Here is a 17145-nt window from a genome sequence, read left to right as displayed (position 1 = left end):
AGGTAATACTAATTATACAAACTTGATAGAGGAAAAGCCTCAACAATTTTCCTGTCGTTAGATAAGCGAGGGATTTTATTCTGACCACCAAGCTTCCCTATAGATTTCATATAATTTTGAAACCCATCTTTTTTCACCTTGGTTATTTTAAGAGGCTGTAATACATTACCTTGTATCAAATCAAAATAATAACTATTTTGTTTTTGAAGAGATTCGTCAATTTTTTTAGCCAATATCAAAAGGTTTTCTGGTTCGTTTTCAAATTCAATAAACCATTCGTGATAAGGCAAGCCGCTATCAGGATTTATTTGAGGTGCCACAGTAAACTCTGAAACTCTAATATCTGTATTAAGTGTAGCTTCTTGCATGGCCTCTTCTACTTCCTTCCCAATAACATGTTCTCCAAAAGCTGAAATAAAGTGCTTGATTCTACCTGATACAATTATTCTATAGGGCGTGGTTGATGTAAACTCAATCGTATCGCCTATGTTATAAGCCCAAAGTCCTGCATTTGAGGAAATAATCATAACATAATTGATTCCAATCTCAACGTCTTTTATGGTGATTCGTTTTGGGTGTTCATTAAAAAACTCGTCAGCTTTTACAAACTCGTAAAAAATACCTGAGTTTAATTGAAGTAACATGCCTTTTTCATTCTGTTTGTCTTGGTAGGCAAAAAATCCTTCGCTAGCAGGATACAATTCTATACTGTCTACTTTTCTACCAATAAGATTTTCGAATTTGGCTCTATAAGGTTCATAATTAACACCTCCAAAAATAAATAAGTTGAAGTTTTTAAAAACTTCGCCCACTTTTTTTCCTGTTTTTTTCTGAATCTTCTCAAAATACATTTGCACCCAAGACGGAATTCCAGAAATAACGGTCATGTTTTCTGGAAGTGTTTCTTCAACAATCGCATCCACCTTAGTTTCCCAATCTTCAATACAATTGGTTTCCCAAGAAGGCATGCGATTTTTTTGCAGATATTTCGGAACATAATGTGCTACAATACCCGAAAGGCGACCAATCTGAATGCCATTTTGGGTTTTCATAACAGGGCTTCCTTGTAAGAAAATCATTTTTCCATCTACAAATTTGCTATTTCCAGTTTCATTAATATATAACAAAATAGCATTTCTAGCTGATTCAACATGGTAAGGCATACTTTCCTTGGTAATGGGAATATATTTTGAACCTGATGTGGTTCCTGAAGTTTTGGCAAAATACAATGGTTTTCCTTTCCAAAGTATATGCTCCTCTCCCTCAACCACCTTCTCTACATAAGGCTTTAATAATTCATAATCCCTAATAGGAACTCGACTCACAAAATCATCATGCGATTTTATGTTTTCAAAATCATGATCCTTTCCAAATTGGGTGTTTTTAGCTTGATAAATTAAATTTTTAAAAATATTTTCTTGAGTTCCAATGGGGTTGTTTGCCCATTTTTGAACCCTGTTATAAACACGTTTTGCAAACGGTTTTGCTAAAGCAGATTTTATTGATAGCATTATTTAAAATCTATAAAGTTAGTTGGATTTATAGGATACCCATTGTTCCAAAGTTCGAAATGTAAATGGGGTCCTGTGGTGAAATCTCCTGTGTTTCCAGATGTAGCAATTACTTCTCCTGCTTTAACCAAATCGCCTTGCGATTTAGTTAATGATGCATTATGTTTATATACAGACAACAGCCCTTGGCTATGCTCTAAAATAATAACATATCCTGTTTCTGCTGTCCACTCTGCAAAAATAACAGAGCCATCTGCCGTGGCTTTAATGGGCGTGTTTTTAGCAACCACCAAATCTACCGCATAATGCTTTTCCTTTAAATTATAAGGCTCGCTTATTGTCCCATTTACCGGTGGAAATAAAACGAAATTTGTTCCTGATTTAGCAGATTCAAATAAATTATATTTATCTTCTTTATCCACTTTTTCACGTAAAACAGAATCTTCTTGAATGGGTCTTAAATCTACATCATTAACCTCTAATTTTACGGCTTGAATAATGGAGTCTTTATTAAAATCTACTTTACTAACATCGCCTTGCAACACTTTCTTAATAGACGCATAATACTTATCGTTCATGGCTATAACTTGTTGTAATGAATCTGCTTGAAAGGTTAGCTCGGTCGCTTGCTTTTTTAATGCCGTAGAAGAATACCCGGGTATGTATTCGCGCAAAGGTGTAAAAGCTATTAAGAGAAGGGTTGCCAAAACCAATAAGATAGCCGACAAAGAAACCAAAACAAAAACATTTAGCCTTGTAAGTTTTATTGATATACGTTCTTCAAACGTATCTTCATTAAGAACTACTAAACGATATTTATCTAGTAGTTTCCTCTTTAATTTTTTTGGCTTTTTTTTTCTTTCATCCATGTTAAAAACAAAATTAAATAAAATTATATCAAAGCTTAGCCTTTCTTTTTGCTAAAGTTATGTTAGAAACGATATAATTAAAGTTAAATTATTAACTTTGTTCTTTAAATATATTCATTATGAACTTATATATGTTACCATTGGTTATCGGTGCTCCGCAAATTATTTTAATTGTGGTGGTGGTTTTGTTATTATTTGGGGGTAAAAAAATCCCTGAATTAATGAGAGGTCTTGGAAGTGGCATTAAAGAATTTAAAGATGCCAGTAAAGGTGACGATGAAAAAAGTGAGGATAAGAAAAAATAGTATTTAATTTTTTAATACAAAAAACCCAACATACTTCGTGTTGGGTTTTTTGATTAAACATATTACTGAATTTTAATCGAACGTATTATTGCTTCTAGTTCAAACATAAAATCTCGTTTTTCTACAGAAGGTGCAAAAGCAAAACCTTCTGCAATAACCCATCTTTTGTTTGTTTTATCTTCTATCGCATAATTGATAAAAGGACCCGCCATAACCGCATTTTCTACATCCCACATGCCTTTTGTTTCCAAGGTTGGTTTATTATCTAAAATAGTTTCTGTATTAAATGGCGTATAAGCGTTTTCTGTAGTCATATAAGATCCTTCAACGGGACCTTCTATATATTTTTTAGCTATAGAGTCTCTTATTTTGATTATTTGATTTATGATGCTATCGTTTCTTTGAATAGCACTATAAGGTAATTCGTAAAGCATAATATTCAAACTACCCGTATCAGTATCTCTTCTTATCCAAAAAAATTCATTCTCGTTTTTTGCAATTCTATATGCCGTAGTAAAATCTATATTTAATTTCAATTGATCTTGGATAGATTTCGTGTTGAATAATACTTTTCTAATTTGTTGTTGCTTATGAAATATTTCAATGTTTTTAAACGTGCTAATTATTTTAGGCGCATTTTCATTAAGTTGGTCTATAATATCTTGCTTGTTTTTTCCTGAAATAGTAATCACTCGCTGAGGTTTTGCATACACATTATTATCAAAAGAAATGGATGATTCTTTATCCATTTTTATTATTAGAACAGTCCTATTCTTTGTTACAAAACCAGAAAATACTTGTGTTGGTATTTGATTGATATTAAATAAAGGTTCGTCTTGTGGTAATCCATAAACAGGTGCTGCTAATATATTTCTAATGGCTCCTCCAATGGCACCACTCCATAAATCGTTGTCAATAACAACAAATACATCGTTTATTTTTCCTGTGGAATCTAAAAGCATTTTTTCATTGGAAGACTTACCGTCTTTGCAAGACAAAGCGAGTAACAATATACCTGTAACTAAAAGAAATTTTTGCATAATAAATATAAGGTTAGAAGGAATTATCCTTTAGATATTTTAAGTTTCATTCCTGGTTTTAATTTACTACCACTAATATCGTTCCATTCTTTGATATTTTGAACAGAAACTCCAGGAAATTTTTGAGAGATACTCCAAAGAGAGTCTCCGCTTTTTACTATATATGTTATCATGTCACTAGAAATATGGCTTTTTAGTGATGTATTTGCTACCGTTGTTGAAGATGTTGCAGTGGTGGTTGGAGCCACATAATTACTAGGATAAATGGTTAATCGTTGGCCTATTTTTAGTTCATTACTTCTTAAACCATTCCATTGCTTTATTTGGCTCACTCTGACACCAAATTTCCTTGACAATCTACCCAAATAATCTCCTGACCTAACCACATAGGTTGTTTTATCTTTTGCTTCAAAAAACTGAGGCAATGGTTTTTCCCTCTTGTCAAATTCAGCTTTAGCATAGGCATATATAGCATCCTCATTACTTACAAAGTTACCAATAACATCTCTTGGTAAACGAAGCGTATAATCTTCACCCTTAACATAAGGAATGATATCAAGTTTATAAGAAGGGTTTAAAAACTGTAATTCTTCAATATCGACATCGGTTACTTCAGAGACCTGATCGAGCGTAATCATTTGTCTTACTCTAATGGTATCTGTTTCGATATAAGCAAATTCTGGCTTAAGCTTTTTAAAACCATGCTGTTCTGCATATTCAAAAATGTACATATTGGCCAAAAATGCGGGTAAATAACCAGCCGTTTCACGTGGTAAATTATGTCTTATGTTCCAATAATTCTGATATCCACCTGAACGACGAATGGCCTTTGTTACATTGCCTGGACCTGAATTATAGGCAGCTAAAGCCAAATCCCAATCCCCAAATATTTCATATAATTTTGATAAATATTTTGATGCTGCTTCCGTTGATTTAATGGGATCACTTCTTTCGTCTACATAACTGCTTACATCAAGTCCATACAGCTTACCCGTGCTATACATAAACTGCCACAGACCAGTTGCTCCAACTCTTGATTTTGCCCTTGGTTTCAAAGCCGATTCTACAACTGCCAAATATTTAATTTCTAAAGGGATATTGTGGTTATCTAATTCACGCTCAAACATCGGGAAATAATAAGCGCTCAAGGTAATAAGTCTTTGTAAAGTCTCTCGTCTGTTTTTTAAATACGACTTTATTACACTTTCTAAAGCTGGATTATACTCTACATTAAATGGAGTTCTCGCATCGAGTTCTTTTAATCTGGCTTTAAGAGTATCTGTTGGAAGCTCTGGATAGTCTACATTTTCAAATGTAAGTTCTGTAACAGATTCATAAATACTATCAAAAAGTGTATTACTATATAAATCTTCTAACCACTTCTTATCCAACGAAGCGGCATGTTCATTGTCAAAAACAGCTTTGAATATGGTAGAATCTTGAACGGATTTTATATCATTCACAATTTTATTTGTACTATCAACCAATGTATAATTAGAGGTTTGTTCACTAATAGGAATGGGTTTTTGGATTTGTGAGTTACAAATCCAAAACATGAACAAAAAAATTGTTGAAAAAAATTTAGCCATATATATCGTATCTTTAAGTTGATGAACGCTAAATATGGCTAAAATCGTATTTTTTAAGTTAATTTAAAAACTTAATTTAAATTATTCGATGATTGCAGCTATTCCGGGTAATACTTTTCCCTCTAAACTTTCTAACATAGCACCTCCACCTGTACTTACATAGCTTACTTTGTCTTCAAAACCGAATTGTTTAACAGCCGCTACAGAATCTCCTCCCCCTACTAATGAGAATGCGCCGTTTTTAGTCGCCTCTGCAATAGAGTTTCCTAAAGCTATGGTTCCTTTGGCAAAACTTTCCATTTCAAAAACACCTAATGGTCCGTTCCATAATATTGTTTTACATTTCATCACCACATCATGAAATTGTTTTACAGATTTTGGACCAGCATCTACACCTTCCCATCCGTCTGGAATCTTATCTATATCTACAATTTGTGTATTAGCATCATTGCTAAAAGCATCTGCAGCAACAACATCAACAGGAATATGAACTTGCACATTTTTAGCTTTGGCTTGTTTTAATATATCTAAGGCCAAATCCATTTTATCATCTTCACAAATGGAGTTACCAATTTTTCCGCCTTGTGCCTTAATAAACGTGAAAGACATGCCTCCTCCAATTATTAAGTGATCGACTTTATCTAAAATGTTTTCAATAATAGTAATTTTAGAAGATACTTTTGCTCCTCCCAGCACCGCTAAAACTGGCTTTTCACCTGTTTTCATGACTTTGTCTATACTTTCTATTTCTTGAGCCAATAAATCTCCAAAACATTTATTGTTTGGGAAAAAATCGGCAATGATGGTTGTAGAAGCATGAGCTCTATGCGCTGTACCAAAAGCATCATTCACATAAATGTCTCCTAGTTTCGCTAATTTTTCTGAAAAAGCTCTATCACCAGCCTCTTCTTCTTTATGGAAACGTAAATTTTCTAATAACAAAACTTGTCCTGGTTGTAAATCTGAGGCAGCCTTTTCTGCTTTTTCTCCTATGCATTCATCAACAAACTTGACTTCTACACCTAAAATATCTTCAACGTCTTGAACAATATGACGTAAAGAAAACTCATCTTGAACCCCTTTTGGTCTTCCTAAATGGGACATTAAAATACAGCTTCCACCATCTTCTAAAATCTTTATTATAGTTGGTTTCGCAGATACTATTCTAGTAGCGTCTGTCACTTCAAATTTTTCATTTAAAGGCACATTAAAATCCACACGTATTAATGCTTTTTTATTTTTGAAATTAAAATCGTTTAGCGTTTTCATAAAAGCTTTTATTTGTTTTTAAAGGTTATATAGAATCGCTTTTTTACCACTACATTAAAAATAATATAGTTAGCTGCGATTTCATTTTTATAATTTAACGAATTAGATTCACAAATGTAATTAATTAAACACAGCTAAAAAATGAGTTTTTAAACGAAAACGATTGAGCCTAAAAAGAATTATAAAAAAACGATATTTCTATTTGATATATTAGATTTTATTCCATTTGACTAAGGCGACCTACAAACCATCTATACATTCCCATTTCATTCTATTAATAGCAAAAAATTATGTAGGTTTGCGCTATGCTTTTTGAAGATATTTTAGGCCAAGAACACATAAAAAACCATTTAACACAAAGTGTTGACAATGGAAGAATCCCTCACGCTCAATTATTTGTGGGAAATGAAGGTTGTGGAACACTACCGATGGCTATTGCGTATGCTCAGTATATTTTATGCCATACTAAAAATGATATTGATAAAACGGATTGTATTTCAAAATTTACTAATGTTTCACATCCAGACTTACACTTTGCGTTTCCTGTAACAACAAGTGATAAAGCTAAAAGTCACCCAGTATCCAGTCATTATTTAGAAGAATGGCGCCAATTAATAAAAGAACAGCCTTATGGTAATTTGTTTGATTGGTATAATTTATTAGGCGTAGATAACAAGCAAGGCCAAATTGGGGTAGACGAAGCTCAGGATATCGTAAAATCATTATCATTAAAAGCCTATGAGGGCGGTTATAAAGTGATGATTATTTGGATGGCAGAAAAAATGAATACTGCTTGTGCCAACAAACTCCTAAAACTTATTGAAGAACCACCCAGTAAAACGGTTTTTATTCTCATTACAGAAGATGAAGAACAAATTATAAATACTATAAAATCGCGTTGTCAAGTATTACATTTTCCGCCTTTAGCTGAACAAGTCATTAAAGAAGCATTAATTAAAAATTACAGTTTAGATGTATCAGTAGCGACAAAAATTGCGCACCAATCTAATGGGAATTACAATAAAGCCTGCGATTTAGTTTATCAAGATTCTGAAGATTTACAGTTTGAAGAATGGTTTATATTTTGGATTAGAAGTGCGTTTAAAGCAAAAGGAAATAAAACAGCTATCCATGATTTAATTTCTTGGAGTGATGATATTTCAAAAACCGGAAGGGAAACCCAAAAACAGTTTTTAAACTATTGCCTAGATTTTTTTAGACAAGCCCTATTATTGAATTATAAAGCTGAAGATTTAATTTACTTAGAGCCTAAAACCGAATCCTTTAAACTGGAAAAATTTGCACCTTTTGTACACGGCAATAACATTTTAGAAATTAGTGATGAATTACAAGATGCTATTTATCATATTGAGCGTAATGGTAATTCGAAAATCATACTAACAGATTTGTCCATTAAACTTACACGACTTTTACATAAAAAATCTGAATAAAATTATTGAATGGTATAAGTGGCACTTACAACCTCTGTAGCTCTAAAATTCCCTAAAGGATAATTTTCCGCATTCGTTGTATTAATACAATTCCTTTTTATTTTAGCTGGGGTTGATGAAAATGGGTTCCCACCATTATCTTATTGTTCAATTAACTGTCGAATGTAATTGTATAACTAACATATGAAATCACCAAGGTATAAACACCCTTTTTGGCGGTTAAAGAGAAAAAACCGTACTCATTTGTTATTACCCCACTTGGTGTTCCTTTTAAATAAACACTAGCTCCAAATAAGGTCTCTCCATTTTTTTTATCTTTTAATGTGCCCCTAATACTATAGGATTCTTGAGCAATGGTGTGCAGACTAAAGAGCAAACTTAAGGCTATTAAAATATGCTTCATTTTTTGATTTGTTCGTTTTTTAATTGATCTATGCTTTTATTAAGACAACACTAAAACTAAAAGGTTGCACCTATAGAGGATTTAAATGCAAAATAAATTCTAATAATTGTGTAAAAACAAGAAATAGTAAAGTTTGGAGCGAAATTTATGGTCTTTGGAGTGAAAAAAGCGAATCATCAACATTTTTACCAGCATATTAAGCCTTTTGCATGCGCTTTTTTATTGAATCTAGGTACGATTTAGAAACAGGTATATGTACTTCCTTTAATTTATTCATAATTAAAAAAGTCTTTCCTTCTTTTTTAATCAGAGTTTTTACATGTAGCAAATTTACAATAAAAGACCTATGACATTGTTCCACGGGGAACCCTTTAAAAGTTTCTATAATAGTTTTTAAGCGAGCACGTACCAAGTGCTTTTTTATTGCATTAGTCTCTAAATAGTAAATCAAAACATATTGATTGCTCGATTCTGCAAACAGAAAATTGTTAAGACGGAGTTCCAAATCCAAATTTTCATTTTCATTATAAATTAAAAGAGGGGTTTCTCTATGCGGATTTGAAAATTTGTAACTATTTTGAAACCTGTGTATTTCATTTTCAAGAGCCTGTATTTCATGATTTAAGTCTTTTATTAATGAATAAATTATTGTTCCAAAAAACGGAAAAAGCAACACAATTAACGCTCTAAAATAGTTTTTTAGTTGAAATAAAATATTCAATTCATTTTCAAAATCGTTTCCTAGATCAGGAATAAAAAAAGAAAACAGAAAATAGGTTAAAGTAATTACTAAGGTTTCAAATAGCAGAAAAAAAACATATTTACCATTAGAAATGTTGTAAAATTTAAAAATAGGTCTTAAAACAAACTGGGAAAAACTTAAACCTAAAAAGGCGGTTAAAAAAATGGTTAAAAAAAATAAAAATATGTTTTCGTTGGAATTAATAGGATTTGCTATCTCTTCTGAAAGACTATAAGGCTGAAATAAAAAAAGAAAAAGCAAAACAAAAACCGATGACCCTATTATGTATATCCATTTACTTTTTAAACTATCTAAATAAAAAAAGGGCTGATTTAAAAATACTTGAAACTTCATTGGTTTGCGATATTCAATCTTACAAAAACTATATAAAATAACTTTTCTTACAAAATATTATTGCACAAAAAAACCAGCTTAAATTAGCTGGTTTTTATATTATTTCATTGAATTGAATGTTACTTTTTTGCTTCACTATTTAAAGCCTCTAAAATCGTTTTTGTTAAATCATTTTCTTCTGTACCATATAATACGGTTGCTGCAGCATCACTTGTCCCTAAAATGTAAGTGTATCCGTTTTTCTTACCATAATCTTTAACAAATTTCTTTACAGCGACAATTAAAGTATCGATTTCAGTTTGAAACTCTTGTTGAAATTGTTGCGCTTCAACTTGTTTTTGCTGATCGTTTATTTGCTTTTGTTGACCAAGTTGTTGATACTTTTCTTGAGCTTTAGCCTGTCCCATTTTATTGGCTTCAGTTTGAAATTTTTGAACTTCAACCTGAAACGCATTATCAATGCTGTCAAATCTTTTTCTAAAATTTTGTTCTTTTATTTGAAACTTCGCTTCAAGATCTTTCTTTTTTTGATAATCGTTAATTAATGTGCCATTATCCACAAATCCAATTTTAGCTTGTTTTTGACAAGAAGTGAAAGCTACCACTAATACAACGATATAAAATATATTTTTCATTTTTGTTTGGTTTTTTATGATCCGGACAAATGTAAGAAAGTAAACTAAATTTAAAACAGAATTTAGATTGATTTTAATATATCACTAAAAATTATTGATTACCGAGAATTCTATAAGTAATTGCTATTAAAAAAGAATGATTTTCAGCCCATTTAACGCATTAATAAAATTAGGCTAGGTGTTTCTACATTTCTCGCCCTAAAAAGCATCAAAAGCCCTTAAATTTATTTTTTTGTGTTTTTAACGATATAGATTAAGGAAGAAGTCTCTTTTGTTTTTATAGATTTTAAATTTGAAAGAAATCCGATCCAAAATCCTCTAAAAAAATTCATTTTTCCAAATTTATATTTCTCTGAAAGCAGACTTACATAAAACGCATCAAAACACATTGGTTTCACTTTAACAACGTCCATTGAAACGTTTGAAAATAATTTAGAAATAGATTGTTTATTAAAATGCCAAAGATGTCTTGGCACATCATAAGCCGCCCAATACGCTTTATAAAATTTAGCATCATAACTTTTATAATTAGGAACCGCAATTATTAAGGTTCCGTTAGGCTTTAGAAGTTTTTTAAAAAGCGGTATTTGCTCTTCAAGATTTGGTAAATGTTCCAAAACATGCCAAAGTGTAATGACATCAAAACTAGACGGATTAAATTCCAAAAGTTTATCTACATTAAAAACAGAATGCCCGGTTTTTGCGTTGGCTATGCTCCTCGCCTGCTCATTAGGTTCAACACCAAAAACATCCCAATTATTATTTTTTGCTATTTGTAAAAAATCACCCGTTCCGCAACCAATATCTAACAACTTCTTTTCTGAAGAAAAAGAATTAATAAGTTTTAATTTTTTGTTTAAAGAAAAACGTCTTACTAAATGATATATGTTCTCGAAAAGATTTCTCTTGGAATTAGTATGCGAAATATAGTCTTCGCTTTTGTAGTAATCTGGCAATTTTTCTGAAGAAGGTTGAGGATATGTTTCTAAAAAACCGAATTCTGTGTTTTCAATCAAATCAAATTTCTCTCCAGAAACTGTATAATCTGTTGTCGTTATATATAATTTTTGTTTGCTCATTAACGTGATTCAGAATTCAAAAAACACTCTTTTTTTGTTGTTCCACGTGGAACAACAAAATCATCTCCCCATATAGACCAGCAAAACAGAAATATCATTTGGAGACACTCCGCTAATTCTGGAAGCTTGCGAAACTGTTACTGGTTTAATCTTTTTTAGTTTTTCTCTCGCCTCAAAACTCATCGATTTAATTTGGGAATAGTCAAAATTATCAGGGATTTTTACATATTCTAATCTGGTTAGTTTATCTGCGTTATTCTTTTCTTTAGAAATATATCCTGAATATTTAACTTGTATTTCCGCCTGCTCAATAACCTCATCATCCAAATTGTTTTCTTCTATATATTCTTCAACCACCTGAAGCTTCCGCATATCATCTATAGTAACATTTGGTCTTGAAAATATTTTAAAAATCTTATCTGATTGCTTAATCAAGGATGATTCTTTAGACTCCAAAATAGGATTTACATCTTCTGGCTTAACACTTGTAGCCGCAAAAAACTCAACAAATTTTTCAGCATCATTATGTTTTTGTTCCATTCTCCGCAATCGCTTTTCACTCGCTAAACCAATTTCAAAACCTTTTGGGGTTAGCCTTAAATCAGCATTATCTTGACGCAATAACGTTCTGTATTCAGCCCTAGACGTAAACATTCTATATGGCTCTTCTGTGCCTTTGGTAATTAAATCATCTATCAAAACACCTATATACGCTTCGTCTCGTTTTAAAATAAAAGAATCCTTTTCTTGAACCTTCAAGCTAGCGTTTATACCCGCCATTAAACCTTGCGAAGCAGCTTCCTCATACCCTGTAGTTCCATTAATCTGACCTGCAAAATAAAGCCCTTCAATAAGCTTGGTCTCTAAAGTGTGTTTTAGTTGTGTTGGTGGAAAATAATCGTATTCAATCGCATAACCGGGTCTAAAGAATTTCACTTGCTCAAAACCAACAACCGAACGTAATGCTTTAAACTGAACGTCTTCTGGAAGTGATGTTGAAAAGCCGTTTACATAAACTTCAACGGTGTTCCATCCTTCTGGTTCTACGAACAATTGATGCCTATCTTTGTCCGCAAAGCGATTGATCTTATCTTCAATAGACGGACAATACCGCGGTCCCAAACTTTTAATTCTACCATTAAACATAGGCGATCTATCAAAACCTTCTCGAAGCAAATCATGAACCAACTCACTAGTATAAGTCATGTGACAAGACCTTTGTTTTTTTAAAGGCTTAGTAATATCTAAATATGAGAATTTCTCCGGCTTATCATCTCCTGGCTGCTCTACCATCTTAGAATAATCCAACGATCTTCCATCAACTCTTGGAGGTGTTCCCGTCTTCATTCTGCCTGAATCAAATCCTAAACCAACCAATTGTTCTGTGATTCCAGTAGCCGCTTTTTCACCTGCTCTTCCCCCACCAAAACTTTTATCTCCAATATGGATCAATCCATTTAAAAAAGTACCATTCGTTAAGACCACAGATTTAGACTTAATCTCAATTCCAAGAGATGTTTTCACGCCCGCCACTTTACCATTCTTAATTAAAAGACCAGCAACCATTTCCTGATAAAAATCAAGATTCGGCGTGCGCTCTAAAAGCAAACGCCAATCCTCAGCAAAACGCATTCTATCGCTTTGAACCCTCGGGCTCCACATAGCAGGTCCTTTAGACTTGTTAAGCATCTTAAACTGTATAGCGGATGTATCTGAAACGATCCCACTATAGCCTCCAAGCGCATCAATCTCTCTTACAATTTGACCTTTAGCAATACCTCCCATAGCGGGATTGCATGACATTTGCGCGATGTTTTGCAAATTCATGGTAACAAGCAATGTCTTACTCCCCATATTAGCAGCAGCAGCAGCAGCCTCGCTGCCAGCATGGCCAGCACCTACAACAATAACATCATACACCTCGTTAAACATAAATCTAAAAATTAAATGAAACGTTCCACGTGGAACAATAAACTATTTTGATTTTAAAAGTTTGCAAATATACATGGATTTGCTGAATATTAAACAAGTAGCTTTAGATAGTGATTCTCCTTGTCCCTCATTAAAGCTTCATCTTTATCTGTCTTGTCTTTATATCCACAATAGTGCAAAACCCCATGCGCCATAACCCTATGAAGTTCATCGTTAAAAGACACATTAAAATCCTTAGCGTTATCTGCAACTCTTTCAACAGAAATAAAAATATCGCCCTGTATAATTTTTCCGATGGAATAATCAAAGCTAATAATGTCCGTTAACGTATCGTGATCTAAAAACTCAACATTAAGCTTAAAGAGGTAATCGTCGTTACAAAAGATATAATTGATTTCTTCTTCCTTAAACCCTTCTGAAGTTATGATACTAGAAATCCAATTCGCTAATTGTTCTTCGTTATCCAATAAAAACTCGGTTTCATAATTAAATTGAATCATTCTCTTTCTTAAAATATTCTTGAACTTTAGTTTTATAAATCTGCCACAAAGGTAAGGCTTGCTTATTTAATATTTCTGTTGTTTTAAAATATTGCTTGGCTGTTGGAATTTGATTATTCAAATTAGTATCAAATTGCTTTTTGTTAGTTTCAGATTCTCTCTTATTATCTTCTCCCTGCTGGAAAGTGGCATTATCTAGTTTTAATAATTGATGCTGGAGTTCCATCATTTTTTGAAGCGTTTGATTGGTAAACCCTTTATTGATCAAATCCAATTCAACATCTTCCATTTGCTTTAAAAGCTTTTGACCAGAGCCGCCCATACCTTGCTTTTGTAATTGTTTCTCCAAAGATTCACGCAATTCTTGTTGCCGTTGATAAATCTCAAACAACTCACCTTCTAATTCATTATTCAACCCCTCTCCTTCTCCACCAGATTTATTTCCTTGTTTGTTTTTGTTGTGTTCTTTTCCCTGTTGCCCTTGATCTCCTTTACCTTCTCCATCCTGTTTTCCTTCTCCTTCTTTAGATTTGCCAGATTCACCCTTTTTCATACCTTCTTCCATCATTTTATTGAGTTCTTCTTGACTCATAATAATATCTGGTAATTGCATATCGCCCTGCCCCTGGCCTTGGGACATGTTTATGTTTTCTTGCATGTTGTCTAACATGTCACTTAAAAAATCCGCTAAATTATTTGCAGCTGTAATAGAGAATTGCTGATTGGAAACCCCTTGATATACCCTGCCTTCAGCAAACTGACTGATGGCTTTGTCTATATTGAAATAAACATCGGTGATTTCTTTATTCACCGTTTCAGAAAGTTTTGGTTGGCGAAGTGATAAGGCAAACAAACTATCATCAATATGTTCAAAACTTTCCCTAAGGTTGCTTTGTTTTCTTAAGTAAGAGGCGTATTTGTTATGATTGACCTCAATAGATCTAAACTGATCCATTAAAGCTTCTTCATCTATAGAAAACACGACTAAATTATCTAATATTTGTCTAAGCATATCGACATCTTCTTGGAGCTGTTCACCTCCACCAGCCTGCATGGATGCTTGCATTTTCTCGCTCAATAGCTTCATTTTTTGCGCTGCCTTTTTTTGGCTTTGCTGCGCATTTTTCAAACTATTACTGTTGTCTTTATTTGGTTGTGATTTTTGTTCGTCAGAAGCTTGTTCTTTATCTTTCTTTCCTAACTCATTGGCAGCCTTTTGCTGTTCATTTTTAATATCGTTTTCTTGAGATTTATCTTGTGGAATATCAATAGGCTTTTTTAAATTTTGAGATTCCTTTTTTAAATCCTCAATCTCTTTCTTAAATTCATCAAACTGTTTATTAAGCTTTTCTTGGTTTTCTTTAGTATTTTTTTCTTCGGATTCTATAGATAACTTTTCTTGGTCAATCGCCATTTTAAGCAAATCGTCTTTAAGCTTATCTAGCTTTTTCTCTACATAAAACCTTTTGGTTAATTCTAGCAACTGTTCTAAGCTTCGTTTCTTATTCTTATTTTGTTTTGCAAGTTCATCCAGCTTTTGGACTAATTGTTCATTACTTATTTTATCTTGAAGTTTTTCAAGTTGCTCAAGAAGCTTCTCATCTTTCTTAAGCTGCTCTTCGTTTTCTTTTAATCGTTCTTTTAAATCTTCTTTAAAAGCATCTTGCTCTTTATTTTCCTTTTGGAACTCATCCAGATTATCTTTTAATTTTTTGTTGAAATTTTTCATCATCTCATCCTGTTGCTTTTGCCTTTGCAGAAATGATTCTAATTTCTTTTTATCATTAAAATTTAAGGTCGATTTTTCTTTCTGATTTAGTTTTAAATCTTCAAGTTCTTTATCCCGTTCATCAAACTTTTTCAGAGATTTATTCAAATCCTTAATAGTTTCGCTTTGTTCATTAAGTTTCTTTTGCTCCTCTTCTTCTTTGGTACGTTTTCTATATGAAAAGACGGTACTTTTAGAGCTTTTAAACTTATTAAAAGCATCATTGTCAAATACTTGAAAATATAATTCATATGGAATTCCTTCAGAAATATTCAAATTATTAGGAAAAGCTGTTATAAATTCTGAAATATTAGATGCAGAAAAAAATATCGTTTCGTATTGCTTTTTGGTGTCATCGTGGGAGGGATAATACACTAATTGCAATTTAGAAAATCCATAATCGTCACTAACCTGCCCATAGAAATACAGCGTTTGCAAATCTAGGGTATCCGTTTCCATTTTAATATCAATTTCAGGATATTCATCTTTTACAACATCAATCCTAAAAGCTAAATTCTCGTAGTTCATAAGGTTTTTGTTGCTTGTACTAAGTGTATAGTCAAAATTACTGTAAATGGTTTTAAAGGCCTTAAAAACACTTTTCTCGTTAGTTTTAAAAGCCATTGTATCTTTAGAAAACAATGAAACCTGTTCGGTAGATTTTGTTTTAAGTTGCCAAGTAACTTTGGTTCCTTCTGGGACTATAGCATTTCCAGTACCTTTTAAAACTTCAGAACTTTTTTTAATGTATTTTGGATAGTCTAAAACCATATCAAAACCTAATAATGTTGGCACCTCAACAACAGTAATCGTATAAGGCTTTGATGTCACGCCATTAGCGGTCAATTCAAATTCTATGGATTCTTTAAGCTTAGGAAAAACATATTCAAAATCTCCAACACCTTGTTGCTGCAAAAAATATGTTTCACCATTATAAATAATTTGAGCATTTTCTGGAATAAGGTTTCCTAAAGTTTTAACAGATAATGTAAAATCTGAATTTTCAATGGCATTTAAATCGTTGTTAACTACAAAAAATTGAAATGGTGCTGGCGGTTCATAAGCTGTTTTATAATGAACCACACGATCAAAACTATCACTAAACCAATAAATCTTACCAAACAAAAAAGTTATTAAAAGTATAAAAACAGGGATAGCCGCATATTTTAGATATGGAATATTCTTTTTAAAATTAACGGCCATTTTAAATGGAATTGGCGACAACTCTAAAGACTTCTGTTCAATACTGGCTAACAACAATTCAGATGGCGATGTTTCATTTTTTAACTGAAGTATGTTTAACAATTTGTCTTTAACCTCAGAAAAATGTTCTCCAATAATTTTTGAAGCGTCTACATAATTAATCCCTTTTTGAAGTTTAAATAATTTAGCTAGTGGCAAAACAATAAATTTGACCAACAAGACAAGTTCTACAAGAATAAACAGCCAAAACAAAATCAATCTTGCGGTAGTGCTAAGCCAAAGGATGTATTCAATAAATAACGTAAATAAAAAATACAATAAGCCAATGGCAAAAAACAAAATAGCTCCTTTAAGCAATTCATTAGTATAATAACGCTTAATAAATGCCTCCAGCTTATCTTGAATAATATTGAACTGATTCATTCTTTATATTATGCTTTAATTATAACTTACTAAACTACAATTTTTTTGGTACACCCTTAATAATTATGTGTT

14 protein-coding genes are annotated in these 17145 nt (G+C 32.2%); 2 read left to right on the top strand and 12 right to left on the bottom strand.

Features of this window, described 5'->3' with window-relative positions; translation table 11 throughout:
• Nucleotides 1–8 precede the first annotated feature (8 nt).
• Both DKT72_RS10710 and DKT72_RS10705 read right to left on the bottom strand, forming a co-directional pair.
• Nucleotides 9–1511 carry a GH3 auxin-responsive promoter family protein gene (locus DKT72_RS10710; protein ID WP_111308735.1) on the bottom strand — a complete coding sequence of 501 codons (1503 nt, stop codon included), beginning with the start codon at nt 1509–1511 and terminating at the stop codon, nt 9–11.
• The gene (locus tag DKT72_RS10705; RefSeq protein WP_111308734.1) at nt 1511–2380 is read right to left on the bottom strand and encodes a M23 family metallopeptidase; all 870 of its coding nucleotides are present in this window, start codon (nt 2378–2380) and stop codon (nt 1511–1513) included. The genes DKT72_RS10710 and DKT72_RS10705 overlap by 1 nt, the downstream gene beginning before the upstream one ends.
• Nucleotides 2381–2499: 119 nt before the next feature.
• On the opposite strand from DKT72_RS10705, the gene tatA reads away from it, so the two are divergent.
• On the top strand, nt 2500–2685 hold the full coding sequence (gene tatA / locus DKT72_RS10700; RefSeq protein ID WP_111308733.1) for a twin-arginine translocase TatA/TatE family subunit: 186 nt from the start codon (nt 2500–2502) through the stop codon (nt 2683–2685).
• Between the two features lie 62 nt (nt 2686–2747).
• Here the strand turns inward: tatA and DKT72_RS10695 are convergent, their stop codons facing one another.
• The 3 genes from DKT72_RS10695 to DKT72_RS10685 all read right to left on the bottom strand — a co-directional run bounded on the left by DKT72_RS10695 (nt 2748) and on the right by DKT72_RS10685 (nt 6583).
• Nucleotides 2748–3725 carry a DUF4837 family protein gene (locus DKT72_RS10695; RefSeq protein WP_111308732.1) on the bottom strand — a complete coding sequence of 326 codons (978 nt, stop codon included), beginning with the start codon at nt 3723–3725 and terminating at the stop codon, nt 2748–2750.
• Nucleotides 3726–3748: 23 nt separating this feature from the next.
• On the bottom strand, nt 3749–5281 hold the full coding sequence (locus DKT72_RS10690) for a lytic transglycosylase domain-containing protein (RefSeq protein ID WP_111308840.1): 1533 nt from the start codon (nt 5279–5281) through the stop codon (nt 3749–3751).
• A 114-nt stretch (nt 5282–5395) separates the two neighbouring features.
• A complete protein-coding gene (locus DKT72_RS10685; RefSeq protein ID WP_111308731.1) occupies nt 5396–6583 on the bottom strand; it encodes a phosphoglycerate kinase in 1188 nt (395 codons plus the stop codon).
• 305 nt (nt 6584–6888) lie between these two features.
• Between DKT72_RS10685 and DKT72_RS10680 the strand changes: the two genes are divergently transcribed.
• Entirely contained in the window at nt 6889–8034 is a 1146-nt protein-coding gene (locus DKT72_RS10680; RefSeq protein ID WP_111308730.1) for a DNA polymerase III subunit, read from the top strand.
• Nucleotides 8035–8185: 151 nt separating this feature from the next.
• On the opposite strand, the gene DKT72_RS10675 is transcribed toward DKT72_RS10680, so the two are convergent.
• The 7 genes from DKT72_RS10675 to DKT72_RS10645 all read right to left on the bottom strand — a co-directional run bounded on the left by DKT72_RS10675 (nt 8186) and on the right by DKT72_RS10645 (nt 17073).
• Nucleotides 8186–8437: a carboxypeptidase-like regulatory domain-containing protein gene (locus DKT72_RS10675; RefSeq protein WP_111308729.1), complete on the bottom strand. Its 252-nt coding sequence runs from the start codon at nt 8435–8437 to the stop codon at nt 8186–8188.
• Nucleotides 8438–8633: 196 nt separating this feature from the next.
• The gene (locus tag DKT72_RS10670) at nt 8634–9533 is read right to left on the bottom strand and encodes a LytTR family DNA-binding domain-containing protein (RefSeq protein WP_111308728.1); all 900 of its coding nucleotides are present in this window, start codon (nt 9531–9533) and stop codon (nt 8634–8636) included.
• A 119-nt stretch (nt 9534–9652) separates the two neighbouring features.
• Nucleotides 9653–10168, bottom strand: a complete 516-nt coding sequence (locus DKT72_RS10665) for an OmpH/Skp family outer membrane protein (protein ID WP_111308727.1) — start codon at nt 10166–10168, stop codon at nt 9653–9655.
• 224 nt (nt 10169–10392) lie between these two features.
• Nucleotides 10393–11247 carry a class I SAM-dependent methyltransferase gene (locus DKT72_RS10660; RefSeq protein WP_111308726.1) on the bottom strand — a complete coding sequence of 285 codons (855 nt, stop codon included), beginning with the start codon at nt 11245–11247 and terminating at the stop codon, nt 10393–10395.
• 60 nt (nt 11248–11307) lie between these two features.
• Nucleotides 11308–13179 carry a tRNA uridine-5-carboxymethylaminomethyl(34) synthesis enzyme MnmG gene (gene mnmG, locus DKT72_RS10655; RefSeq protein ID WP_111308725.1) on the bottom strand — a complete coding sequence of 624 codons (1872 nt, stop codon included), beginning with the start codon at nt 13177–13179 and terminating at the stop codon, nt 11308–11310.
• An 89-nt stretch (nt 13180–13268) separates the two neighbouring features.
• Nucleotides 13269–13679, bottom strand: a complete 411-nt coding sequence (gene ybeY / locus DKT72_RS10650) for an rRNA maturation RNase YbeY (RefSeq protein ID WP_111308724.1) — start codon at nt 13677–13679, stop codon at nt 13269–13271.
• Nucleotides 13666–17073: a DUF4175 family protein gene (locus tag DKT72_RS10645; protein ID WP_111308723.1), complete on the bottom strand. Its 3408-nt coding sequence runs from the start codon at nt 17071–17073 to the stop codon at nt 13666–13668. Before DKT72_RS10645 ends, ybeY begins: the two co-directional genes overlap by 14 nt.
• Between the last annotated feature and the right edge of the window lie 72 nt (nt 17074–17145).

The organism is Confluentibacter sediminis (genome assembly GCF_003258355.1).
GTDB classification, from domain to species: Bacteria; Bacteroidota; Bacteroidia; order Flavobacteriales; family Flavobacteriaceae; genus Confluentibacter; species Confluentibacter sediminis.
Note: the sequence above shows the minus strand (reverse complement) of the source record. Positions and strands in the feature narration are given on the sequence as shown.